This window comes from Dyadobacter sp. (genome assembly GCF_017744695.1).
Taxonomy (GTDB): Bacteria; Bacteroidota; Bacteroidia; order Cytophagales; family Spirosomataceae; genus Dyadobacter.
In genome coordinates this window covers 580,627-603,265 of record NZ_JAGIAS010000001.1, presented here as the reverse complement: position 1 = coordinate 603,265, position 22,639 = coordinate 580,627, and the positions used below count along the sequence as shown (strand labels likewise).

At 50.3% G+C, this 22,639-nt stretch carries 21 protein-coding genes; 7 read left to right on the top strand and 14 right to left on the bottom strand.

Annotation, left to right across the window (positions count from 1 at the left end; translation table 11 throughout):
* Positions 1 to 30: 30 nt before the first annotated feature.
* Entirely contained in the window at positions 31 to 2,670 is a 2,640-nt protein-coding gene (locus J7619_RS02295) for a glycosyl hydrolase 2 galactose-binding domain-containing protein (RefSeq protein WP_291193499.1), read from the bottom strand.
* Positions 2,671 to 2,875: 205 nt separating this feature from the next.
* A complete protein-coding gene (locus J7619_RS02290; RefSeq protein WP_291193497.1) occupies positions 2,876 to 3,202 on the bottom strand; it encodes a hypothetical protein in 327 nt (108 codons plus the stop codon).
* Between the two features lie 112 nt (positions 3,203 to 3,314).
* Between J7619_RS02290 and J7619_RS02285 the strand changes: the two genes are divergently transcribed.
* Positions 3,315 to 4,592: a sorbosone dehydrogenase family protein gene (locus J7619_RS02285; protein ID WP_291193495.1), complete on the top strand. Its 1,278-nt coding sequence runs from the start codon at positions 3,315 to 3,317 to the stop codon at positions 4,590 to 4,592.
* 69 nt (positions 4,593 to 4,661) lie between these two features.
* Here the strand turns inward: J7619_RS02285 and J7619_RS02280 are convergent, their stop codons facing one another.
* The 4 genes from J7619_RS02280 to J7619_RS02265 form a co-directional block, all read right to left on the bottom strand.
* Complete coding sequence (locus J7619_RS02280; RefSeq protein WP_291193493.1) at positions 4,662 to 5,546, bottom strand: cyclase family protein; 885 nt, start codon at positions 5,544 to 5,546, stop codon at positions 4,662 to 4,664.
* Positions 5,547 to 5,565: 19 nt separating this feature from the next.
* Positions 5,566 to 6,348 carry a DUF1080 domain-containing protein gene (locus J7619_RS02275; protein ID WP_291193491.1) on the bottom strand — a complete coding sequence of 261 codons (783 nt, stop codon included), beginning with the start codon at positions 6,346 to 6,348 and terminating at the stop codon, positions 5,566 to 5,568.
* 63 nt (positions 6,349 to 6,411) lie between these two features.
* Positions 6,412 to 8,778, bottom strand: a complete 2,367-nt coding sequence (locus tag J7619_RS02270) for a prolyl oligopeptidase family serine peptidase (RefSeq protein WP_291193489.1) — start codon at positions 8,776 to 8,778, stop codon at positions 6,412 to 6,414.
* A 26-nt stretch (positions 8,779 to 8,804) separates the two neighbouring features.
* On the bottom strand, positions 8,805 to 9,107 hold the full coding sequence (locus tag J7619_RS02265) for a hypothetical protein (protein ID WP_291193487.1): 303 nt from the start codon (positions 9,105 to 9,107) through the stop codon (positions 8,805 to 8,807).
* A gap of 284 nt (positions 9,108 to 9,391) precedes the next feature.
* Between J7619_RS02265 and J7619_RS02260 the strand changes: the two genes are divergently transcribed.
* The 3 genes from J7619_RS02260 to J7619_RS02250 all read left to right on the top strand — a co-directional run bounded on the left by J7619_RS02260 (position 9,392) and on the right by J7619_RS02250 (position 13,554).
* Positions 9,392 to 11,914: a M1 family aminopeptidase gene (locus tag J7619_RS02260; RefSeq protein WP_291193485.1), complete on the top strand. Its 2,523-nt coding sequence runs from the start codon at positions 9,392 to 9,394 to the stop codon at positions 11,912 to 11,914.
* Positions 11,874 to 12,722, top strand: coding sequence for an AraC family transcriptional regulator (locus J7619_RS02255; protein ID WP_291193483.1), 849 nt, complete (start codon positions 11,874 to 11,876; stop codon positions 12,720 to 12,722). The genes J7619_RS02260 and J7619_RS02255 overlap by 41 nt, the downstream gene beginning before the upstream one ends.
* A 142-nt stretch (positions 12,723 to 12,864) precedes the next feature.
* Positions 12,865 to 13,554 (top strand): hypothetical protein, encoded by a 690-nt coding sequence (locus J7619_RS02250; protein ID WP_291193481.1) that lies wholly within the window; start codon positions 12,865 to 12,867, stop codon positions 13,552 to 13,554.
* On the opposite strand, the gene map is transcribed toward J7619_RS02250, so the two are convergent.
* The 4 genes from map to J7619_RS02230 all read right to left on the bottom strand — a co-directional run bounded on the left by map (position 13,555) and on the right by J7619_RS02230 (position 16,631).
* On the bottom strand, positions 13,555 to 14,319 hold the full coding sequence (gene map, locus J7619_RS02245; protein ID WP_291193480.1) for a type I methionyl aminopeptidase: 765 nt from the start codon (positions 14,317 to 14,319) through the stop codon (positions 13,555 to 13,557).
* Positions 14,320 to 14,334: 15 nt separating this feature from the next.
* Positions 14,335 to 15,120, bottom strand: coding sequence for a DUF3050 domain-containing protein (locus tag J7619_RS02240; protein WP_291193478.1), 786 nt, complete (start codon positions 15,118 to 15,120; stop codon positions 14,335 to 14,337).
* 148 nt (positions 15,121 to 15,268) lie between these two features.
* Positions 15,269 to 15,742 carry a VOC family protein gene (locus J7619_RS02235; protein ID WP_291193476.1) on the bottom strand — a complete coding sequence of 158 codons (474 nt, stop codon included), beginning with the start codon at positions 15,740 to 15,742 and terminating at the stop codon, positions 15,269 to 15,271.
* 73 nt (positions 15,743 to 15,815) lie between these two features.
* Positions 15,816 to 16,631, bottom strand: coding sequence for a helix-turn-helix domain-containing protein (locus J7619_RS02230; RefSeq protein ID WP_291193474.1), 816 nt, complete (start codon positions 16,629 to 16,631; stop codon positions 15,816 to 15,818).
* Positions 16,632 to 16,831: 200 nt separating this feature from the next.
* Between J7619_RS02230 and J7619_RS02225 the strand changes: the two genes are divergently transcribed.
* A complete protein-coding gene (locus J7619_RS02225; protein WP_291193473.1) occupies positions 16,832 to 17,626 on the top strand; it encodes a class I SAM-dependent methyltransferase in 795 nt (264 codons plus the stop codon).
* A gap of 24 nt (positions 17,627 to 17,650) precedes the next feature.
* Here J7619_RS02225 and J7619_RS02220 read toward each other — a convergent pair whose 3' ends face one another.
* Positions 17,651 to 18,202: an NADAR family protein gene (locus J7619_RS02220; protein ID WP_291193471.1), complete on the bottom strand. Its 552-nt coding sequence runs from the start codon at positions 18,200 to 18,202 to the stop codon at positions 17,651 to 17,653.
* A 71-nt stretch (positions 18,203 to 18,273) separates the two neighbouring features.
* Between J7619_RS02220 and J7619_RS02215 the strand changes: the two genes are divergently transcribed.
* Positions 18,274 to 18,774, top strand: coding sequence for a DinB family protein (locus J7619_RS02215; RefSeq protein WP_291193469.1), 501 nt, complete (start codon positions 18,274 to 18,276; stop codon positions 18,772 to 18,774).
* On the opposite strand, the gene J7619_RS02210 is transcribed toward J7619_RS02215, so the two are convergent.
* Both J7619_RS02210 and J7619_RS02205 read right to left on the bottom strand, forming a co-directional pair.
* Positions 18,775 to 19,416, bottom strand: a complete 642-nt coding sequence (locus J7619_RS02210; RefSeq protein ID WP_291193467.1) for an HAD family hydrolase — start codon at positions 19,414 to 19,416, stop codon at positions 18,775 to 18,777.
* A 182-nt stretch (positions 19,417 to 19,598) separates the two neighbouring features.
* On the bottom strand, positions 19,599 to 20,123 hold the full coding sequence (locus tag J7619_RS02205; protein ID WP_291193465.1) for an REP-associated tyrosine transposase: 525 nt from the start codon (positions 20,121 to 20,123) through the stop codon (positions 19,599 to 19,601).
* 385 nt (positions 20,124 to 20,508) lie between these two features.
* Between J7619_RS02205 and J7619_RS02200 the strand changes: the two genes are divergently transcribed.
* Positions 20,509 to 20,763, top strand: coding sequence for a hypothetical protein (locus J7619_RS02200; protein ID WP_291193463.1), 255 nt, complete (start codon positions 20,509 to 20,511; stop codon positions 20,761 to 20,763).
* A gap of 408 nt (positions 20,764 to 21,171) precedes the next feature.
* On the opposite strand, the gene J7619_RS02195 is transcribed toward J7619_RS02200, so the two are convergent.
* Positions 21,172 to 22,494 carry a hypothetical protein gene (locus J7619_RS02195; protein ID WP_291193461.1) on the bottom strand — a complete coding sequence of 441 codons (1,323 nt, stop codon included), beginning with the start codon at positions 22,492 to 22,494 and terminating at the stop codon, positions 21,172 to 21,174.
* Positions 22,495 to 22,639 lie beyond the last annotated feature (145 nt).

The following is a 22,639-nucleotide window of genomic DNA, read 5'->3' as shown; positions in this document are numbered from 1 at the left end:
CGGTATATAGTATTAAGGTGAGTAACAAAGTTACTGTTTTTCAGCGACTGACACCAGCTGTTCCTTCCCATTCCACCCTTCGATAGATACCAAAGGCGCCAGGCCATTTTTTGCAGAGTATTCGAGCAAAACAGTCTTGCTTTCGCCAGGTAATACCGACACGTAATTATCGTCGTAGAACACCGGCAGGATGCGCTTTTTTGTGACCGGGTCAACTAATGCAATGCGGTTAAAGAACGCAAGTGGGGCGTCAGCTGGATTCTTGAGGGTTACCGCTACTTTGCCGTTGGAAACGACGCGTGCCGTTGCAGTGGCTTTCGACTCGGGCATGGTTTGCAGCCCGCTGTAACGGCCGGTGGCATTGGGCAGCCAGTAAAGGTTGTCGCTAACCGGCTTCTGGTCCATGTTCAGGAGGCGCAGCGATAGGAACATGCCTTCCTTTTTTGCCAATTCCCTGATCTCTCGATTAATGTCAATGATCTTCCGAGTAGTCGAGGGACCTATTTCTACAAAGACCTGGGTCAGGTTTTTGATGTTACCCTTCATATCAATGGCATTAATGACGAGCATCAGATCGTACTGGTGCGTGAACGTGTTGTTCACGATCGCCACGGCGGTGTCGGCCGGGTTGTACATGACGTGTAACGGTTCGCTGCCGGAATGCAACCCGTAGAGGCAAGCATTGGGGTCGAGGTAGTAGTCGTACATCTGCCCGCGGAGAGATGTCCATGGGTTTTGCGTCTTCCAGATGATTACGCCCGTGTACCAATCCCACATATGCGCGCTGAAACCTTCCATCAATGCGCGGTATTGATCAAAGTTGACGAGTTGGGCTTTCTTGCCGAAATCTCGCATATCGGTGGCTTTGCCATAAGGCTCGATGAAACCGTCGTAGCCAATATATTTATGGTATTGCCAAACAGAATCCACTTTCTCGCGGCGTGTTTCCGCTGAATATTCGGGTGCAATGCGGTTAGCTTCGGGCAAGAATCTTTCGAGCGAATGATGATCGCCCACGCCCACGGAGCCGATTTCTGAATTGAAAGGCCAGGTACGGTAATTCCAGAAGCGAGTGAGCGGCTGTATGCCGTACGGGCCGTCACCGTTGCCGCCCAGCGCGTTGAACGACATGTCGTCAGAATTGGAATAGTCTACAAACCAGCGTGTTCCGTCAAGCGCCGGTAGGATCGAGTCGCGCAAAGGCGTCATGATATCGACGGGCAGGGTAATCTCGTTTCCGCCGCACCAGATGGCCAGGGACGCGAAGTTGCGGATCATTTTGATCTGATCGGCAGCCGATTCGAGGAAAAGGTTGTGATCGTCGGGGTATTTGCGGCGCGTCCATTGGTCGTCGGCTTTCGCCGGATCGATCCAGCGGCCGTTGCAGTCGCCGGAGCCCCAGAAATCCTGCATTACCAGGATGCCGTAACGATCGCAGGCTTCGTAAAATTCAGGGCGTTCGGTCAGTGCGCCGCCCCAGATCCGCAGCAGGTTCAGGTTCATGTCGTGGTGGAAGCGTACTTCCGCATTGTAACGCTCGTCCGAAAAGCGGAGCATTGCGTCGGAAATGATCCAGTTGCCGCCTTTGATAAACACTTTCTGGCCATTGACGGATATTTGTTTGCTGCGCGTTGTCTTGTTCCATTCGGCTTGTATTTCGCGGACACCTACTTTCAAAGTTTCCGTATCCGAGACTTTGCCGGTTTGCGTGAATTGTATTTTCAGATCATACAAATCCTGCGCGCCATAGCCGTTCGGCCACCATAGTTTCGGGTTTTTCAAACTCAGGTCCGGCAATTTAACCTCCATCGTGGAATTGGGCTGGATAGTAAGTTCCCTGGAAACCTTGTTGCCGTCCAAAGTATAATGCAAAATGCCCTTCTGAGGCATGTTACCAGCGTTTTCAAGTTCGGCAGCTACTTTGATGGTTGCCGGTTGCTGGGTTGCGCCGGGTATTCTTTTGCCGGGTACCAGCGTGACCACATGCGGGTTTTTGATATTGACTTTGCCGGTCTTTTCGATGGTAACCTTATCCCAGATACCCGTATTGCGGTCGCGGACAGGCTGGATCCAATCCCAGCCGGCCACGTATTGGTGTGCTACATTCCGTGCGATGGTACCATCGCCACCCTGGCCGCCGTTGGGATTGCCCACCGGGTTCGGCGGGTAAACGATCACTGCAAGCCGGTTTTTGCCTTGTTTGCGGATCTGGCTTGTAATGTTGTACGTCTGCCGCAGGAACATGCCCGAATGCAGTTTGGCATTCAGTTTTTTGCCATTCAAAAATACATCGCAGCTGTAATTTACCCCGCGCAAGTGCAGCCAGACCTCCTGTCCCGGCCCGACTTTTTCCTCAAAATCTTTAACAAACCAATAGGTATAATAGTCTCTTCCAATGTTGAAAATATCGGGGATGAGCTTATTGTTCATGCCGAAAAACGGGTCGGGGACCTGCTTGTTTTCCAGCATGGTGGTGAGCACGGTGCCGGGTACCACAGCTGGTTGCCAACCGTTCAATGCGAAATCGGGAGACGAAATGGCAGTGCCGGGATCTTTCACTTTCGAGACCGGGATGCATTTCCAGTCATCGCGTAGCTCGTAACGCTGGGCGTTGGCATTGATCGTCCACAGAATGACGGCGGATAGGAGGAGGGTTCGCAGGTTAGTCATAGAAAACAGAATTTGTCGTTATCGGCGATAGGGCAAATATATCTGATCCAAATGCCTCCAAACAAGGAAGGATATTGTATTAATTAAAATATTAACGAATATTCCTCTTATTTTTAAATTTAAATAAAAATACATTTCCGGAGTGTTACTGAATGAAAAAGCCTGATGCAGTTACGCATCAGGCTCGCGGGAATGGGGCGATTGGTTAGTCGCCCTGGTTCTCTTCCTGCCATTCGTGGTTATCGCCACCCAGGCTGTAATAGTTGTTTTCTTCATCTTCCCTGCCAATTTCCTCGTCGTCGTCGTCATATTCAGAGCCCGGGACATCGAGATCGTCACCGGTCAGGTCCTCTTCAAACGATTTTTCGTTCCATTCGTCGGCGTCCAGGTCGAGTGCACGCTTGACGCGCGAGATATCTTCGGGGTCAATATCCGGGTCGATAAGTCCCTGACGGTAAATGTCTTCACCCGCTGGATAATTTCCGGGAAGATCATCATCATATAGTTCGTCGTCTTCATCGTATGGGCCCATAGCTGTAATGGTTAAATGTACTAAAATCGGGTAGTTGTTTTTGGATTGGTTAAAAAAGCGTTCCCGTACGCTTTTACCTAAAATAAGTGTTTTCACCCAATTTTACGATTGCATGCAAAGAAAATTAATCCGGTCAACCGGAGCCCTGGCAGTATTGGCCGCTACAACCGCCGCACTGTTCGGTTACCGAAACGAAACTCCTGAAAAATCCCCTCTCTACGCGCCTGTCGACGCAAAAGAACTGAAACTGCCCGCGGGCTTCTCCGCTACCGTGCTGGCTACCGACCTGGGTGCGACCCGGCACATGGTAGTGGGTAAAAACGGCGACATGTATGTGAAACTGTCTAAATTGAAAGACGGCAAAGGTATTTACCTGCTGCGCGACACCAACGGCGACGGCGCTATCGACGAGCAGAAACTTTTCGGCGATTACCCCGGTACGGGCATAGCGATCAAAGATGGTTTTTTGTACAGTTCTTCCAACAAAGGCGTTTTCAGGTATAAACTGAATGAAAAAGACGAAATCCTCGATTTTGACAAACCGGAAAGCATTATCACCGGGCTGACCGACCACGGACGCGACAATGCGAAGCCGATTACCCTGGATAGCAAGGGGAATATTTACGTAACCGTGGGTTCTTACAACGACAACTGCCGCGCGGCGGGCTCGGCGAAAGGGATGTCGCCCTGCTCGATCCTCGATTCGGCGGGCGGGATTTGGCGTTTCAAAGCGGGACAGCTCAATCAGCAGTTTTCCGACGGTACCCGCTACGCGACGGGTGTGAAAAACGCGGTGGGAATCGATTGGGACAATAAAACCAATGCTTTGTACGCCACCACACATGGTCGCGGGAAGTTCGACGACATGTACCCGCAATATTATACGCCCAAACACAGCGCGGAACTGCCGTCCGAAACGCTTTACCGCCTGAAAGAAGGCGACGATGCGGGTTGGCCCTACATTTACTACGATCATTTCCAGAACAAGAAAATGCTTGCGCCTGAGTACGGCGGCGATGGAAAGAAAACCGGCGGAGAAAAGGCGATTAATCCGCTGGTGGCTTTCCCGGCACATTTGGGGCCGAATGCGTTAATGTTCTACACCGGCAATATGTTCCCGGCGCGGTACCGCAATGGCGCCTTCATTGCCTTCCACAGCCAGTCATCGGAACTGAAAAAAGGTTACCTGGTAGCATTTGTACCATTTGTGAATGGCAAGCCGGGTAAATGGGAGATTTTTGCCGACAATTTCGCCGGTACCGATCTCGCCAAACCAACCGGCCCTATTCAGCATCGCCCATGCGGGCTCGCGCAGGGACCCGACGGCGCGCTGTATGTGACCGACGACCTCAACGGCACTATTTTCAAAGTCACTTACAAAAAGAAGTAAGCAGAAGGAGTTAATAAAAACGGGATTGTCAGAACGACAATCCCGTTTTTATTGGTGCCATAGCTGGAATTACACTTTTGGCAACGTGGCAAATGCCCTTACCGGGAATGTGCCTACGCCTTTGAACTTTGGCGGTACCGCGCTGAACAAATAGCCCGAAGCCGGAAGTTTTTCCAGGTTGCAGAGGTGCTCAACGATCAGGATTTCGGCGCCTAGTAAAATGGTATGTACCGGGCGGCTGTTGCCGCGGGTATCGTCGATATTGTGGCTGTCGATTCCTACCAGTTTTACACCGCAGTCGCGCAGGTAAGTGGCCGCCTCGCGCGTGAGGAACGGGTGGTTTTCAAAATACGCTTCCGTATTCCAGTTTTTCGACCAGCCTGTGTTTACAATGACCGCCTTGTTTCGGATTTCGAGATTCCGGAAAAACTCAATTCCTATTTCCAATGCGCCGGTTGCATCGATCGTGATGGCATCCAGGTTCGCAAAAGCCTCCAATTCAACCTCCGAAAGGTCTTTCCCATGCGCATAACGGTGAAACGGGCAGTCGATATAAGTGCCGGTGTTGCTCACCATTTCGATTTTGCCGATCTGGAACTCGGTACCCTCTTCGTATTTGCCTTTTGAATCTTCACGGCTCAGAAAATCGCAGATTACCGGTGCGGGAAGGCCTTTGTAGGTAACCAATCCATCAAAAATCGTGTGACTCAGATCGACGAGCAGTTCCGTTGGCGGCTGGTTTACGGGCTGGCGTTTATGCTTTTCCTGAATATAAAACTTATTGAGAATACTGACCTTTCCAACCATTAGCAGCCGAAGGTCTTTGACGATGTAATCGGCCAGCTCGGCGTCGGTGATTGTTTCGCCGGCAATATCGAGCCGGAAATCCTGGCCCTGAATACCCCCGCCGTTGGTAAACTCAATGTCGAAATCAAAAACTACTCTATGATCCATCAGACTGTGGTAATGTATTTTAGAAATTGGTGTCCGGCTTGCCTAGGTCGACTTCTTTAATCCAAATATTACGGTAGTACACATCGTGGCCTTCCGATTGCAGTTTCAGGCCGCCCGGAGTGTCGGTAATGCCCTTGCCACCGTCGTTACCGCCATCGATCCCCGAGTTTTTGCCGCCCCAAACCTGGCTTATCTTTTGGTTGGTATGCACTTTTTTGCCATTGAAATACAGGGTTACCACCGGCTGCTCCACCAGTTTCCCGTCTTTGAAACGCGCCGCGCGGAACAGGATATCGTACGAATTCCACTTCCCGATCCCGTTGTAGGCATAATAGGGCGATTTGGATTCGTTGATCACCGCGCCCATACCGTGCGACGTAGTATCGCCGTCGAGCACCTGGATTTCGTAGCGGTTTTGCAGGTAGACCCCACTGTTACCACCCGGTTTGGTGATCAGGAACTCCACATGGGCGCGAAAATCCTTGAATTGTTTTTTGGTGACGATATCCGCTGAGCCATACAAACCACCTGCTGACGCCGGATCATTACAGTTGATCACCGTACCCTTATCGACCGGGTCGTTCACAACCGTCCATTTGATCGGTGGCTTGGCCGCAAACCGTGGGCCTTCCCAGTAAATCCATTTTTCATCAAGCATTTTGCGGCTGCCGTCGAGGTACACTTCTGCGCCTTTGGGGGCCTTTACGCCCACGCCTACCTGCGCGTACGCGAGACCGGTGAATGCGATGACGAGTGCCTGGCCGAGGAAAATGCTTTTCAACTTCGAGAAATTTCGGTTCATGTTGTTTTCGTTTTTTATGCTGGATATAAGGGTAGGAAATTTTAAAATTTACTCAATCATCGGCTACAACTTCTCTTCAAACAGTTTCAAAATGCGCTTATACTCGTCGGTCCACGACGATGCTTCCACAAATCCATGGTCCTCCATGGGATAGGAGGCGAGCTCCCAGTTGTTTTTGCCCAGCTCAATCAGCCTTTGCGAGAGGCGTACCACGTCCTGGTAATGCACATTCACATCCACCATTCCGTGGCAGATCAGCAAGTTGTTTTTCAAACCGGCCGCGTGGTAAATGGGCGAGCTCTTGCGGTAGGCCAGGCTATCTGCTTGCGGCTCGTTGAGGATATTGGCCGTGTACGACTGGTTATAGGCGGCCCAGTCGGTAACGGGGCGTAGCGCGGCACCCGCAGTAAACACATCGGGCGTGGTAAACAACGCCATTAGAGTGATGAAGCCGCCATACGAACCGCCATAAATGCCGATCCTTTTGGGATCGACACCATACGTTTTTACAAGCCATTGTGCGCCGTCGGTATGGTCGGTGAGATCTTTGCCGCCCATGAAGCGGTAAATGCCCGTGCGCCAGTCGCGACCATACCCGGAGCTCGCCCGGTAATCCATGTCGAGCACGGTGTAGCCTTTGTCGGCGAGCAGGTTATGGAACATGTATTCCCTGAAATACTGGCTCCACCATTTGTGGGCATTTTGCAGGTAACCCGCGCCGTGCACAAAAATGACAGCCTTGCCATTCGACTGTTTCGGTTCGTAAACCCGGGCATAAATATCCTGGCCGTCACCGGCTTTGATGGTTACGACCTTGGCCTCACGCCACGGATACGACAAGAATTCAGAGGAAACGGAACGAGTAATCTGAACCGGTTGTGCGCTCTTGGTCTGCGTGTTATCCAGCAAATAGAGCTCCCAGGGAGCAGTGCTTTTGGAGAAGCGGATCGCGAGCGTCTTTTCGTCGGGCGACAGCGTCATTTCATGCGCGCCGGGTGTATATGTAAGGCGCGTGCGGGCGCCTCCGGTCACGGGCATCCGGTACACGTGTTGCTCGCCGGGATGTACTTCGTTGGTAATGAGGTAGAAATTCTTTCTGTCCCTTGAAAGTACCACGTTCTGCACTTCGAATTTGCCGGAAGTCAATGCGGTTTTTCTGCCGGTCGCGATGTTGAACGTATACAAATGCGAGTAGCCGGTGGCTTCGCTCTGGAAATAGATCGTCTGGTCGTCGAGCCAGCCTACTTCCCCGGCGCTTTGCGGGTAGCCGCCTACACCCGGCCCACCGATCCACGCTTCGTCGCGTTGGCGGTCGAGGAGTTTCAGTGAGAGCGTTGCCGGATCGAGAGACATAATCCAGCGGTCCTTGCTATCGAGCGAACGGATCACTACTACGGCATTTTGCCCGTTAACCGACCAGAATGGGCCATGAAAAATAACCTTCCGCTCCTTTTTCTTCCAGGCAGTATCCTGTTTGGGATAATCTTTGAGATAATCGGGCTTGTCGTAAATACCGGGAATATCCGTCGTCGAAACCTTCCGCGCGGTGTCCTTTTTTACATCATATACCCAAAACTCATTTTCCGAGGCCGGCGCGCCTACTTTTGTCCGTGCCGGAATGTCCTCCGTGAAACCGCTTTCAGTCACGTAGTTCGGGACGATGGTGGATTTCGCGCTCTTATCCATTTGCACCAGCGCGTAGGTTACGAACCGGCCGTCCGGACTCGCCTGCTGGTTCGTGACATTTTTATCGCCTAGGTAAATTTCCTTCGGTCTGGCCGGTTTATCGGCTTCGGTAATCTTTTTGCCGGCGTCTTTTTTGTCTTTTCTTTCCTTCAAAACCTCAAACATACTCAGCTGATCGGCTTTCAGGAATTTTTCCTGCCCGCCGGGTTGAGTGTCTTGTTTTTGGGTGCCTGATTTGAAATCGGTCAGCTGGCTGACAAGACCGGAACCCAGGGAAATGCTGAAAAGATTGTTCCCCCGCTCGAACACGACGGTCGTTTCATCGCCGCTGAATACGGGGTTAGCCTCCCGTTCGGTGGTATTGGTAAGCTGGCGGATCGCGAAATCCTTGTAGTTGACGACAAAAATATCGCCGTTTTTCTCGTAGAGCCGCATCGAATGCGCGCGATTATAAATGCCGTTCTTGCCGGGCATACGTCTACGATCTGCCGGGGCTACTTTGCTGATCTTCTTACCCGCAAGCGAATAGGCATACAGCGAATCGGAGGGGTTTTTGTCCGGATTCCAATTGAAATACACGGTTTTGGAATCATCGCCCCAGGTAATGTCGCTCGGTGAAGTACCGATCCACATTTTTGGGTCCCGCATGATTTTCTCGACGGTCAGCGGAGCGAGGGATTGGGCCCGGATGTAATTGGTGTAAAAGACTGATGTGAAAAGAAGGAGCTTGTAAAAATGGTTCATGTTTGAGTTTTTGAAATGCAATGCTGTTAGTTGCTGTGGGCAACCTTTTCTTCCTGATATGGAATGGCTTTTATGAGCCGGGTGTTGTTGAGTTCTTCAATGATCACCATATCCTCCTCGGGAATAATTCCTCGTTTGATCCAGTTGCTAACCGTTTGTGTGTTAGGGATATTGAAACGCCTGCAATACTCGGCTACGGTTACCCAGTCGTGGAGTTCGTAAATTTTACCGTCCTTGGACAGGTAATTCTGGGCTTTTGCCAAAGTTTCCCGTGCGGCCTGAAGCAGCTCGTCGAGCTTATCCGGGCTTGATTCTGTGATTGTTTTCATATGCATGATATGGCTACCTTTTCCTTTTTTCTAACTCTGCGAGCACCTGCATTAACTTTGATATTAGGTCCAGCACCTGGTCGGTTTGCTCAGTTGTCATCTGATGTTGAAAATCCCGCAAATACTGTCGTAGTGAAGCGATCCGCATGCGAATCTCCATTTCGTTCATAGTGTGCGATTTTTTTGAAGCAATATACAAAATGTTACGTTTCGTAACGGAATGCGGGGCGAGATTTATCCAGTATTAAAATGGATATGCTATTTTTGAGCGTATCCTTAATCCGATGACTACCATACGCTCCCTCATTTTCCTTGCAGCTGCAATTTTAGCGGTCTCCGCCTGCACCCGCCCGCAAAATCCTGCCCCCGAAAAGGGTGTTTCATTCGCCCTGAACCAGTATCGCAAGCAGCATATCGATAGTATCCGGTACCAGATCGAGCTGGATATCCCGGCAGGTAAGGTGGGAAAGATCATGGGGAAGGAGTCAATTGCGTTTCACCTGAATGCGCTCGATTCGGCGCTTGTGCTGGATTTTAATGTGGATGCCAGCCATTTGCAGGAAGTCCGGGTGAATGGTGAGAAAGGAGATTACCAGTTTGTCAATGAGCATATTGTCATTGATGTAAAGCATTTGAATAAAGGAAAGAATGAAGTCGGTATAGACTTTGTCGCCGGAGATTTGTCGCTGAACAGGAGCGAGGATTATCTGTATACACTCTTCGTCCCCGACCGTGCTTCGACCTGCTTCCCGCTTTTCGATCAGCCGAACCTGAAAGCTTCATATCAATTGACCCTGAAAACGCCGGAAGGTTGGGAGGCAGTTTCAAACGGTAAGCTGCGAGCCAAAACCGTCGAAAATGGCAAGAATGTGTACCGATTCGGCGAAACGAAGCCGGTGAGTTCTTATCTTTTTGCATTCGCTGCGGGAAAGTTTTTCAAGGAAACCCGCATGGTGGATGGCCGGGAAATGACCATGTACTACCGCGAAACCGATACCACGAAAGTAAACCGCAACCGGGACGAGGTTTTTCAACTTCATGCTAAGTCACTGGCATGGCTGGAAGACTACACAGCGATTGACTATCCGTTCGGGAAGTTCGATTTTGTGTTGTTGCCATCGTTCCAGTATGGCGGAATGGAGCATCCGGGTGCCATTTTTTACAATGAACCAGCCCTGTTCCTGGATGAAAATGCATCGGTGAACCGCAGAATGGCCCGTGCGAGCGTGATCGCGCACGAGTCGGCGCACATGTGGTTCGGCGACCTGGTGACGATGGACTGGTTCAATGATGTGTGGTTGAAAGAGGTATTTGCGAACTTCATGGCTGCGAAAATCGTGCACCCCAGTTTTCCCGAGATTAACCACGAGCTGCGTTTTCTGCTCGCGCATTATCCCAATGCCTACGAAGTCGATCGTACGGCAGGCACCAACCCGATTTTACAGCAACTCGACAATCTTAAAAATGCCGGCACGCTTTACGGGGCTATTATTTATATGAAGGCGCCGATCGTGATGCGGCAATTGGAAAGGAAGATCGGCGAGAGCATGATGCAGGAAAGCCTGCGCGAATATTTGAAAACTTATGCATTTGGAAACGCCCGCTGGGACGATCTGATCAGCATTATCGATAAACGCTCCCCGGAGGACATCACCGCATGGAGCAATGTGTGGGTGAAGACACCCGGAATGCCGGAATACGGTATCGAAGCGGGCAAACTGGTGCAGCTTAAAGACTCTGCCCCGGGGCGTATCTGGGAGCAGCCGCTGGTTTTGAAAACCATGGCGAATGGACGGCTCGTTTTTCCCGACAACGACGGAACGGGTTACGGCTATTTTAAAATGGATACCGCATCCAAAGCATGGTTCTTTGCGCGTTATGGCAATGCGGAAGCGTCTGATCCGGTTTTCAAGGGGGCTATGCTGGTGAATAGCTGGGAAGGGTTGCTGCGTGGCGATGGTCCTGAACCGGAGAAGATGTTGAACTATATTTTGAATATATTGCCCAAAGAGCAAAATCCGCTATTGGTCGACTATCTGTTGGGTAACCTGCAAAGCAACTGGTGGATATTCCTGAATGCCGCTCAAAGGGCTGCATATCAGACGCTCGTTGAAAGCGAGATCTGGCAACTGTTGAACAGTACCAAAGATAAAGGCATTCAAACATCCTATTTCAGGGCATTTAAAGCACTTGCATTAACGGACGACGGCTGGCAGAAAATGCACGGGCTCTGGACAGGCAAACTGGAAGTAAAAGGCCTCGTTCTTTCGGAAGAAGATAAGATTTCGCTGGCCTACGAGCTGGCATTGAAAGCGAAGGACGATGGCAAAGCAATCCTGGACAGTCAACTGAATGCCACGAAGAATCCTGACCGGAAGGCGAGAATGCAGTTTGTGATACCTGCGTTGAGCGCCAGCGAAGCGGAACGGGATGCGTTTTTTGAAACATTAAAAAAGGAAGAGAACCGTGAAAAGGAGGCGTGGGTGCTCGATGCGCTCACTTACCTGCACCATCCGCTGCGGGCGCAAAGCGCATTGAAGTACCTGCGTCCCTCGTTGGATCTTTTGCAGGAAATCCAGCTTACCGGTGATATTTTCTTTCCAACGCGCTGGCTGCATAACACATTTGCCGGGCATTCGTCGCCCGAAGCCGCGCAGATCGCGCAGGCTTTTTTGAAAGAGCATCCCGATTATCCTTATTTCCTGAAAAACAAAATACTGCAAGCGACCGATTTGCTCGATCGCTCTGTAAAACTCTCCGTGACTTATGCCCAAAAAGAGCATTCCCCTGCATTATCTCAGCAATGAGTCGGGCCTGGGCATTTCCCTGCATCGCATCGACCGGATGAACCGGGTAAATGCGCCGCATATGGATGCCCACCGCGACGATCACGGGAACTTCTTTTTCCAGGAAGACGGCCATGCGCGGCTCATGGTCGATTTCCGGGAGGTGGAGCTGAGAGGCAGCGGGGTATTCTGCATTATGCCGGGGCAGGTGCATTACCCGCTGGAAACGGAAGGCTCGTATGGCTGGTTTTTGGGCGTGGACATGAGTTTGCTCGATGATCACCACCGGGCTGTGGTGGAGGAATATACCTTGCACGGCTTCCCGATCAGTGTGGGTCCGGCACAGGCCGACCTGCTGGCGCGCAGCCTGCATTTGCTGCTGGGATTCTACGAAGCGCCCTCGCAGTACGGACACCCGGTCATGCAATCGATGCTGAAAACATGCCTGGGAATTTTTACGTCGCTTTTTGAAAAGGAAATTTTACAGCGGACGGCGCAAACGCGGCCGTCGGCCATTACTTCGCAGTTTCGTAAACTTTTATCGCAACATTTTAAAACTGTGAAAAGTCCTTCGGGATATGCCGGAATGCTCAGCATTACTTCGTCTTATCTGAACGAGGTAGTGAAGGAAACGTCAGGGCAACCGGTGAGCCACTGGATTCAGAACGAAGTGATAATGGAGGCCAAAAGGCTGCTTTACTACACCGATTTGAGCATTAAGGAGATTGCATTCAGCTTGGGTTATGAAGATCATACCTACTTTTCGCGGCTGTTCAGAAAGGTGGCCGGCAAATCGGCGGGACAATTCCGGGAAGAATACCGGAAATAGTAGTTTGGAGTAAAACCGCGATTTGTCCAATCATTACCCCTCTTTTGCCCTTTATTCTCTGCGTGCGGGCGTGTTGTTTTGTAAAGTAAAATTTCTGCTGGATCGTCAGCCATGGAACAACACCAAGCCAATCGCACTAAAAATGAACATCATCAAACAGAAAGCGCTACACTTACTTGAAAATGCCTTTGGAAAAACAGGAACCGTACTTGCGATACGGGCCTGGGAACCTGCTACCTTTTTTGAAGTGGACGTCCATTTTCCCGAAATGGACATGAGCGGCTGGAAGCGTGTCCAGCATATTAAGGTGAGAGTGGGAGATGGAATCTATCGTGATTATACCCCTGCCGGCTGGGACGAGGATATCCGCACCTGCACGTTGTACATTAATGCCGAACAGGATGGCCCGGGCGCGCAATGGATACGCTCACTGCGTACCGGCGACCGCATTACCTACGTGGGCGTGGGCGCGACCATGCACCGGCCTACGTACGCGGGGGAAATGGTTGTTTTGGGAGATATGAGCAGCATAGGGCATTACCTGGCATTGCAGCAGCTGGCCGGTACACGTAAAATCAGCGGAGCCATCACGATCGCGCACGAAAATCACCGCGAGGAATTTAAAGAATATTTCAACTGGAATATCCAGCCGGTGAAAAAGAACGGCGATGGTGGTCTGCAATCGATGCTCAAATGGACCAGCGACAGGCGGCTGGCCAATTCGAACGTCTATATTTCGGGGCATATCCCCACCTGCATCCGTTTGCGGAAGGAACTCAAAAAAAGGGACGATTCGCCGCTCGGGATCCAGGTGCAGGGATTTTGGTCATAATCAATCGAAAATGCCATTCATGGCCGTGAGGATCACGGGTTTGCCGTCCGTGACGATGATCGTGTGCTCGTGCTGCGCCACATACCCGCCGCGCGAGCCTACGAGCGTCCAGCCGTCGCGCTCGGTGGCCGCATTGGTGGAAATGGTTGAAATGAATGTTTCGATGGCCACCACACTGTTCTTGCGGAAGCGGGTCGTATTGTTACGATCGTAGAAGTTGGCAATTTCATGCGGCTCCTCGTGCAGGCTGCGCCCTACGCCGTGACCGGCCAGGTTTTTAATAACCTTGTAGCCGGATCGTTTGGCTTCGGTTTCGATCAGCCGTCCGATATCCGCGATCCTTACACCGCCCTTAATCTGGCCGAGCGCTTTGCCCAGTATCCGTTTGGAAGCATTCACCAGTTTGTTATGCCCGTGAATGTCTTCGCCCAGCACAAAGGAACCGCCGTTATCGGACCAAAACCCATTCAATTCGGCGGAAACATCGATATTTACCAGATCACTCTCCTGCAAAACTTTTGTTTCGGAAGGGACGCCGTGCGCGACTTCGTTGTTGATACTAATGCAAGTCCAGCCCGGAAAACCATACGTAAGTTTCGGGGCCGATTTCGCGCCGAGGCTGCTCAGTATTTCACCCCCGAAATCGTCCAGTTCCTTGGCCGTCATGCCCGGCTTCGCATGCTCGCGCATCGCGCGTAACGTGGTGGCTACCGCGCGGCTGACATCCTGCATGCCGGTTAGCTCCGATTCTTTTGAAATAGACATGGTTGATAGTCTGTCTTATTTTGTCATATTTTCTACCGCGATCTCCTCAAAAACGCCGTCCCACAGGGCAATACGCTTTTCGAGGGATGCGATGGTAGCCTGTTGGGCTTCGTCCCAGAATGCTTCATTTTTGTCGCAGAGATTGGCGGTCATGCGAAGCGCGAGGTGGCTGTGGTGGTCACCGTCCACTTCGATATGGCGTTCAAGGTAGTATTTAAAAATGGAAATGCTGTCCGGGAAATTACGGTGGATATCTTCGATGATCGACATGAACATGCCCGGAATAAGATCTTCGCGCCCGAAGGTGAAAATGGCGGCCTGAAGGTGATCTTTACGGGTTGCGATCGTGTCGAATGTGAAGCGGACAAATTCACGGGCTTTTTCAGGTGTTCCCGCTGCATCGAATGCTTTCTCAAAGTCGCCCGTCTCGCGCAGCACGGTGATAAACCGGCCTATTTCGGTCGTATCGGCACCGCATTGTGCCATGGCGTCGAGGTATAGCTCGAAATGGCTTTTGAAATTTCCTTCATTATCGACATCGGACTCTTCGCCCGCTACGATCTCGTTGATGAGATTGCGCGTTTCGCCATCTCCTGTCGGGAACCAGGGCACCGATGTGCAGGTCAGGCTGTTTTGAAGCGATTTTAATAGTGACATAAAATCCCATACGGCGTAAACATGGTATTTCATGAATACTTTGAGGTCCTCGATGTCACGGATAACGGAATAAACTTTGTGCTGGATAATCTGTTGCCGTAATGGCTCGATCTGCTGTTGGATTCTGGAAATGTGGTCGTTCATTATTTGCGTAGTTCTTCTTTCTAAACCGTTGTTTGAGAATGTTTGTTCGAATTTTTTGCAAATAAAGAGAATCCCGGAAGTGGTTTGCCGGGAATTAGTGAAAATGCCATGCGGGCGTATGACAGGGCACCCGCATGGTTTTGACCTGCTATTGTTTTTGCGGCGGTGAATATTTCAACAGATCGATTCCGACGCCATTCGGGTCCTGGATTGCAAAATGCCTGTCTCCCCACGGCTCGTCCCGGATATCGATTTTGATTTCTACCCCCTTATTTTTGAGCTCTTTATAAAGCTCGTCTACGTCCTCTACTTCGATGGTCAAGTACGTGCCCTGGCCCTGGAAAGCCTTTTGAAAGAGCGGCTGTTGCGACGGGTGATCGGGCAGCAAAAAGCTGATTTCGGAGCCACCTCCCGGCACGTGAAGCAAGAGGTAGAATTCATTTTCAAATGTTACGCCGAAGCCGAGTGTCCCGGTGTAAAATGCTTTGGTTTCGGCGAGTTTGGAAGTGATGATGCCTGCGTTCAGTTTCATTTTGTGGTGGGTTTGTGTTGATGAACTGGTTTGAGAAAATACGTTGGTAGCGATGCAAAGCAATGCGAGTAATACGATGAGCCTTTTCATGATGCCGTCCGTTTTGTTGATGCTACTAATTTCGGCCGGACAGACGGAGCAGGATTGTAAAAAACGGACAAAATCACTTGCCGAATGCTCTTCCCGGCGTCACACCGTAAAGGTTTTTGAATTCCTTGATGAAATGGGCCTGGTCGTAGTAACCGTTGTCGTAAAACAACTTGTTCTCGCGGAGGCTCTGCTGTGAAGGTTTGGCGCGGAGGATATTCTGGAAACGCACGACCTGGCTGAACGTCTTGGCGGAGTCGCCGATGTAATATTCGAAAAGCCTGCGGAGCTGTCGGGCACTAAGGCCGGTGTCCAGGTCTTTTTCGACATTCAACACGCCGAAATTTTGAAGGATCACCGCCAAAGCCCCATACAGGCGGGGATCGGGGTTAAAATCAATGGCTGCTGCCAAATGCAGGAAGTAATCGTCCAGTCTGCGCTTGATTTCGTCCGGAGATAAACCCGGGTCGAAAGCCGATGCAATGAACCGCGCCGTGCCGGGTACGACAAGGTTCAGATTTTCAAACCGGTTGCTCAGCTCCGAAGCATTGATTTTGAAGAGTTGTGGAAACATCGTGGGTAAAAAACGTACACCCACGTAATCGAAACTGTTTTCAAGCGGAAACTCCGTGTACCTTTTGCAAAAGCCCATTACAAAATTTTCGGAAGGGTTATGCAGCTCAAAAAAGATGTCGATACAGCCATCGGCCACGACGCGGTAAAGGAAGGGCTCATCGAGCGGGGCAGTCGTTCGCAATTGCCAATAGCAGTAAATAAAGCCCTGTAACGCCCTGACAGGAAGAAATTCCTGGTATGTTACCCGCTCGGCCGACTGTTTCACGGTTGGTTGAACGGGAATATATAGTCCGCGAATATCTGGGGTTTTATACATCCGGTTTGTACCGTTTGAAAGCTGGGCGATTTACGTTCGATAATCGATCTGGCACAATTTTTGGAATTTGTTGAATTGTATTTACTTGTAAATCAGTATTTTCACTTAAATATCCGCCACATCTCGTTAACAGGGTCTCGCGGGCTCCGACAGAAGCTTTGCGTTTCCTCTGAATCGTTCAATTTAACACATACGCATCTATGAGCAAAGCATTGGATAATTTCCGCTTGTATGCAGGTGTTTTAAAAAGGGTAGGATATACCCTCACGATCGGCATGCTGAATTCCGGTTTCCGGGATGAGCTTCTGAAACTGTATAACAGCTATAACGGGCAGCAACCGTCCGGGGATAGTACGCCTGTCGATCCTTTTATTATTCCCAAGACCGACGTTTTTGAGCTTTTTGGCAACGATTCGGCCGCTTATGAAGGTGTTTACGAATGCGGTTTCGGGCACACCACGGAGTTTGAGCTTAAAGTGATCAGTAACCTCGTCAGGAAATGGAACCCGCGGCGGATTTTCGAGATCGGGACATTCGAAGGCCGTACAACTTTAAATATGGCCTTGAACAGCGATAGGAACACCGAGATTATCACGCTGGACCTGCCTGCTGAGGAACTGGCTTCAACGAAGATGGAAATCGAGGAAGGGGAGGTGCGGTATGTTAAGAAGGAAATGTCTGGCGGGCGGTTTATAGGTCATCCGGCGTCGTCGAAAATCCGGCAGGTGTTTGGGGATTCGGCGTCGTTCGATTTCGGGGAATACCACAATTCTGTGGATGTGGCGTTCATCGATGGTTCCCACGCGTACGAGTATGTGCTGAACGACAGCGAGAAAGTATTCACCATCATTCGAAAGGGCGGCCTCATTATCTGGCACGACTACACCAACTGGCCCGGTGTATGGACCGCCCTGAACGAGCTCTACGAAAAGGACCCGCGGTTCAAAGGTATCCGGCACATTGGCGGCACCAGCATCGCGATGCTCACCGTTTAACGAACGAAAGCCGACGTATATCTACTAGCGGTTTGTGAGGAGGTCCCGTGTTTCCATTAATGTAAACCCGAGAAGATTGAGTCCCTCCCATCGTGTGGGATCATGTGCGCGCGGATCGTCTGCCGGAAGCCCGATTCCCCAGACAGGATCAACCGGACTGGCTTCCACGAGGATCCTGTCGGAGGTATTCAAAAGGTACGAGCCAAGCTCGGGATTTTGTGAGAACTTTTGAATACTACCTTCCAATACAATCTCCCGGCGCTTTGTTATCCAGGTTTGTTCATCGAAATTTTCGACCATCCGGCCCAGCGCTTTTGCTTCACCGGGTGAGGCGCAGGCAATGATCCGCTCCCTCAGAGGTTCGTTTTCGAACAGACGGGCTTTCTCGGCCATCATCCAATGTTCTGAGGTACGGTAGGTTACATCGCCGATCACAAACGCCGATTGCCACCATTGGCTGAGGCACGATTGGGTAATCTGGCCGCCACGGGCTGGTTGATGCCCCCAGAAGTGGAGGAACTTCATTTTGCGCTGCTCTTCATATTTGATTATAAGCCAGTCGAGGTCGTATTTCATTTCTTTGATTTCGTGCCGGGCAATCGCACGGCACTGTTTTTTTTGAGTTTGCTTAAAAAACGAACGATACGATGAGCAACAGGACCTTAGTAGACGCCTACATCAAAGAACTGGACGCGGAGTATACTTCGACCCGCAAATGCCTAGAACGCATTCCCATGGCATTATTCGACTACAAACCGCATCCTACTTCCATGCAAATGGGCTATCTCACGCTTTTGGTAGCGGAGATCCCCCTTTGGATAACTTTCATGGTAGAGCAGGGGGAAGTTGATTTTGCCACTTACAAACGTTTCGAATTCACCACCAGCGAGGAATTAGTTGACCATTATGAGGAAGTTTTTAATGGTGCGAAAAAATCACTGGCAGGCATTACCGATGACGACCTCGATGCGCCATTCTATTTGAAACGGCAGGGCCAGGTACTATTTACCCAGCCCAAACGCGAGGGAGTCGGTTCGACGATCAACCACTGGGTGCACCATCGCGGCCAGCTAACCGTGTACATGCGCCTGAACGAGATTCCTGTGCCATCCATTTATGGACCTTCGGCCGACGACCGTACATTCTGATCAGCGCGGCGGGCCGAAGCGGTCGAACTGCTCTTTTTTCAGCTCTTCGAGGATTTCTTTCGTCGATTCGAAACTCGTGTGCTGGTACGCGCGTAACCCGAGTGTTTTGGCCATATTGGAAAACATGATGCGGTCGTCGAAATACACGCATTGGCTGGGAGTAGCCTGCGCAATACCCATGGCGAGTTCGAATATCCGCGGATCGGGTTTGCGCATTTTTACTTCGCAGGAAGAGATGAATGCATCGAAGCAGGTGTGCAGTTTGAACTTCTGAATGCGGTAATCGTTCAGCTCTTTCCCCTCGTTATTGATGGAGATGATCCGGAAGCCGCAATCTTTCTTCCATTCTTTGAGCCAGGCCAGCATTCCGGGCAGCTCAACCGACTGAGAGTACATGAATTCCTTGAAATCCTCCCGGACGAAGTCGCGCGGATGGTTGAAGATCACCGTGTCGAGGTACTGGTCGAGATTGACGCTCCCGATTTCGTAGACATTGAAAATGAAGTTATGGAGCTGGTCCATTTCCTTATAGTTGAGTCCGAATTTCTCCGCCGCCAGAATGCGGGATTCGTGCCCCCATCCATTACTCAAAAGGACGCCGCCGATGTCGAAAAAGAGGATTTTGAGATCGCTGATCTGCATGATTAAGTTCTGTATATTAGTAAAAATGACGGCCGCTAATTTAATTATAATCGCGGTAGTTCGAACGTATACGTTCGGACTCACTATTCCTAGGCCTCTGGCCGGTCAGTACTGCTCTACGGTATTGACCGGCCAGAGGCCTAGGAATAGCATGTTTGAAGGGTTCACCTTGAAACTATCACCTAACTCAATTTCAGCGCAGTCTCAGGATTGGCACTACTGTAAATATAGTGTTGCGGTTCCAATACAATTCCAGCTTTAACAGGATTGTTTAATATGTAATTTGCTTTTTGCCTGATGAAGCGATTTGTTTCCAGACTGATCGGATGGTTCCGATGCTGCCAAAACTGAAATTCGCATTTTGGACTTGTACCTTTTGCAAAATACCGGAACATGTAAAGCAACCATTCACGCCTGCTTTCTGCCTTGTTCTCTTGTATAAGCCTTATGATTTCCTTTGCCGTAAAACTTTTGAAATCTTTGATAATCCTCGAGACATTACCGTCCCGTGCCGAGCAGATTAGATGAACATGATTGGTCATGATCACGAATTCAAATACTTGCAGTCCTTTGTGATCAATACAATAGTTAAGACTTTTGATAATCTCGTCTGCATATATTTTTCGACTGAAAACATCAATCCATCCGACGATCGTGATGGTGACAAAGAAGAGGCCGCCGTTGAAGAATTTATACTTTTCAGACATAGCTTTTTTTCTATTGATACGAAGCGATATCAAAAAAGTAACACTTTGTAGTACTGCGCTAAGGTGGAGCTGGTTCGAACGTAAACGTTCGGACCAACATTTCGAAGGCCTCCGGCCGGTCAATACCATAGAGCAGCATTGACCGGCCAGAGGCCTTCGAATAGAGTGTTTGAAGGGTTTACCTTCAAACCAGCATTACTGGCTAAATATGCGCGGATAATTTGTGAATTCCGCCTTCCGGGAATCGGATTGGCTTAAAAGTGAAAATTGTGCGGGAAATGCAACATATTTGTTTGGTTTTATGATGAAATTTGTAGTCTGTACTATACTCAAAAGTTCCTTAACGATGATGAATGAAACTATAAAACGCTACGAGCGCATTGTTATGAACATTGGAGAACTCATTGAAGTGTCTGGGTATCGGAATGATTACCTGGCAGGTAAGTTAGGATTGACAACCGTGAATTTCTCGGCAAAGAAAAAACGGAAGACCTTTACGTTGGAGGAGATTAGGAAACTCGCGTATATCATCAATAATGATGATGTGCAGGATTATCTGCTGGCTCTCGAAATGGAAGCACGCGACGACGAAGAGACCATTACCCATGAAGAGTTTATGAAGCTAATGGGATGGAAATAGTTTACAAAAAGTCATTCATCAGAGAGTTCGCACGGTTACCAACTAATATTCAAAGCGCTACCCAGGCTGTACTCGGGAAATTAATGAGCGCCGATGCTTTGGAGACAGCCGGTGTTGACTATGCCCCAGTTCGCGGACAGAAAACTGGTCGCAGGTATTATCGAATTCGCATCGGCCAGTATCGTATGGGGATCGAATGCATTGCTCCGAATGTAATTGTGATAACAATAGCTGTTCGAGGTGATGTTTACAAAACCTTTCCTCCCAAATAGAAAACGCTCGGTAGTCCCAACGTAAACGTTCGGACCAACTATTCGAAGGCCTCTGGCCGGTCAATACTGCTCTATGGTATTGACCGGCCAGAGGCCTTCGAATAGAGTGTTTGAAGGGTTCACCTTCAAACCAGCATTACCGGCGTCCTCCGCGGAAACCTCCTCCGCTGAATCCACCCCGGCTAAATCCACCACCGCCACCATTAAATGTCCGGCCTCCAAAAGATCCGTAAGAACGGGAAGGGGCGCTGAAAGTGTTGCTGCGGGTCATCGGACGGTAGCTTTGCGCTGCCCGTGGGGCCGAGCGGAACGACTGACCTCTGTCGAACAGGTAGGACCGCGCGCCTACGGATGGATTAAAATGTCTTGCAGCCGAACCGATGAATGCGGTTCTTGGCGAATACATATAATTACGCGGAGCGACGGTATGATAGTAGTGGTCGTATTGGCGGTACAAGTGCGGATAGTACCGGTAGGCTCCACCGAAAAACCATCTCGAAAAGCCGAGCGAAGGCATCGCGTAGACCATCGGATAGCCACCTAATCCGAAATAGAAGCCGGAACCATAGCCATACAAGCCGGGATACCACATGGGTGAGCCGTACCAGTAAGGGTAACCGAACCAGTAGGAGTAAGGGCTGCCATAGTTGACTACCTTGTCGCCGGTGGGAGCAGGATAGCTGTAACCACCCTGAGAAGCGTATTCCTGTGAAGCCTGGCTAAGCTCCTGCATCGCCTGCGGATTTTGTTTCAACTCATCCTGGTAGGCAGCCAATTCCTCTTTGTTTTGTGCGTCGATCTGGTCGTGAATGGTTGCCAGGTCGTTGCGCACGTCGGCCGGATTGTCTTTGAAACGTTCCCCGAGCCGGGTTACGAGGTCGGAGTGGTCGTTGAGAAGCGACAATACGTCGGGCATTTCTTCCAGGGTTTTGAACGCCTGCCGTGCATCCGGGTTGAGCAAGGCGATCATGCTTTGAAACTGGGCGCCGGCTTCTTCGTTGAGGTTATCGACTGCCACCAGGTCGTTGTGGTGATTGTTATACAACTTCCAGGCAGCTTCTTTCAGCTCGGAAGAAGGGTTCACATTTGCCAGCATGCCGTCGATCGTTTCGCGGGAGGTTTTGCGGGGCAATGTGGCCAGTTTGTGCATCAGCTCGGGGTATCGGCTGACTTCGTAGAACCAGCTTTGTTTCTTTTGAGGGTAGTCCTGAATAATTTGCTGAAAACCTGCGCTGCTTTTCTCCCGGATACCGGCCAGTTTGCCGAGCACGTCGGGGTATTGGGTAGCTACGAGAATATCGTTGCGGACGTCGTCATTGTAGGGTGCAATGGCTTTGAGCAGGCTTTGGTCAGTGACAATGTTTTGTTGCGCGTTACTAACCATTTGATCATCCTGGCCGTAGCTGGTGAAGCTGGCGGCGGAGAGCAGAATAGTGGCTAACAAATGAAGCGGTTTCATGGTATTAAACTGTTAAAATTGAATAGCTTCTTTGACTTTTGATGATACCAAGGTACCCTTCGATTCTGTTGAAATATTGAAGATTCGGGCATTTTGAAAAAAATAATTCCCGCGTTACTTCCGAAGTTCACAACATGACCCCCAA

What these genes read in the sequence shown, in the direction of transcription:
- J7619_RS02295 (WP_291193499.1), bottom strand. Translation starts at nt 2,670, where the DNA reads ATGACTAACCTGCGAACCCTCCTCCTATCCGCCGTCATTCTGTGGACG.
- J7619_RS02290 (WP_291193497.1), bottom strand. Translation starts at nt 3,202, where the DNA reads ATGGGCCCATACGATGAAGACGACGAACTATATGATGATGATCTTCCC.
- J7619_RS02285 (WP_291193495.1), top strand. Translation starts at nt 3,315, where the DNA reads ATGCAAAGAAAATTAATCCGGTCAACCGGAGCCCTGGCAGTATTGGCC.
- J7619_RS02280 (WP_291193493.1), bottom strand. Translation starts at nt 5,546, where the DNA reads ATGGATCATAGAGTAGTTTTTGATTTCGACATTGAGTTTACCAACGGC.
- J7619_RS02275 (WP_291193491.1), bottom strand. Translation starts at nt 6,348, where the DNA reads ATGAACCGAAATTTCTCGAAGTTGAAAAGCATTTTCCTCGGCCAGGCA.
- J7619_RS02270 (WP_291193489.1), bottom strand. Translation starts at nt 8,778, where the DNA reads ATGAACCATTTTTACAAGCTCCTTCTTTTCACATCAGTCTTTTACACC.
- J7619_RS02265 (WP_291193487.1), bottom strand. Translation starts at nt 9,107, where the DNA reads ATGAAAACAATCACAGAATCAAGCCCGGATAAGCTCGACGAGCTGCTT.
- J7619_RS02260 (WP_291193485.1), top strand. Translation starts at nt 9,392, where the DNA reads ATGACTACCATACGCTCCCTCATTTTCCTTGCAGCTGCAATTTTAGCG.
- J7619_RS02255 (WP_291193483.1), top strand. Translation starts at nt 11,874, where the DNA reads ATGCCCAAAAAGAGCATTCCCCTGCATTATCTCAGCAATGAGTCGGGC.
- J7619_RS02250 (WP_291193481.1), top strand. Translation starts at nt 12,865, where the DNA reads ATGAACATCATCAAACAGAAAGCGCTACACTTACTTGAAAATGCCTTT.
- map (WP_291193480.1), bottom strand. Translation starts at nt 14,319, where the DNA reads ATGTCTATTTCAAAAGAATCGGAGCTAACCGGCATGCAGGATGTCAGC.
- J7619_RS02240 (WP_291193478.1), bottom strand. Translation starts at nt 15,120, where the DNA reads ATGAACGACCACATTTCCAGAATCCAACAGCAGATCGAGCCATTACGG.
- J7619_RS02235 (WP_291193476.1), bottom strand. Translation starts at nt 15,742, where the DNA reads ATGAAAAGGCTCATCGTATTACTCGCATTGCTTTGCATCGCTACCAAC.
- J7619_RS02230 (WP_291193474.1), bottom strand. Translation starts at nt 16,631, where the DNA reads ATGTATAAAACCCCAGATATTCGCGGACTATATATTCCCGTTCAACCA.
- J7619_RS02225 (WP_291193473.1), top strand. Translation starts at nt 16,832, where the DNA reads ATGAGCAAAGCATTGGATAATTTCCGCTTGTATGCAGGTGTTTTAAAA.
- J7619_RS02220 (WP_291193471.1), bottom strand. Translation starts at nt 18,202, where the DNA reads ATGAAATACGACCTCGACTGGCTTATAATCAAATATGAAGAGCAGCGC.
- J7619_RS02215 (WP_291193469.1), top strand. Translation starts at nt 18,274, where the DNA reads ATGAGCAACAGGACCTTAGTAGACGCCTACATCAAAGAACTGGACGCG.
- J7619_RS02210 (WP_291193467.1), bottom strand. Translation starts at nt 19,416, where the DNA reads ATGCAGATCAGCGATCTCAAAATCCTCTTTTTCGACATCGGCGGCGTC.
- J7619_RS02205 (WP_291193465.1), bottom strand. Translation starts at nt 20,123, where the DNA reads ATGTCTGAAAAGTATAAATTCTTCAACGGCGGCCTCTTCTTTGTCACC.
- J7619_RS02200 (WP_291193463.1), top strand. Translation starts at nt 20,509, where the DNA reads ATGAACATTGGAGAACTCATTGAAGTGTCTGGGTATCGGAATGATTAC.
- J7619_RS02195 (WP_291193461.1), bottom strand. Translation starts at nt 22,494, where the DNA reads ATGAAACCGCTTCATTTGTTAGCCACTATTCTGCTCTCCGCCGCCAGC.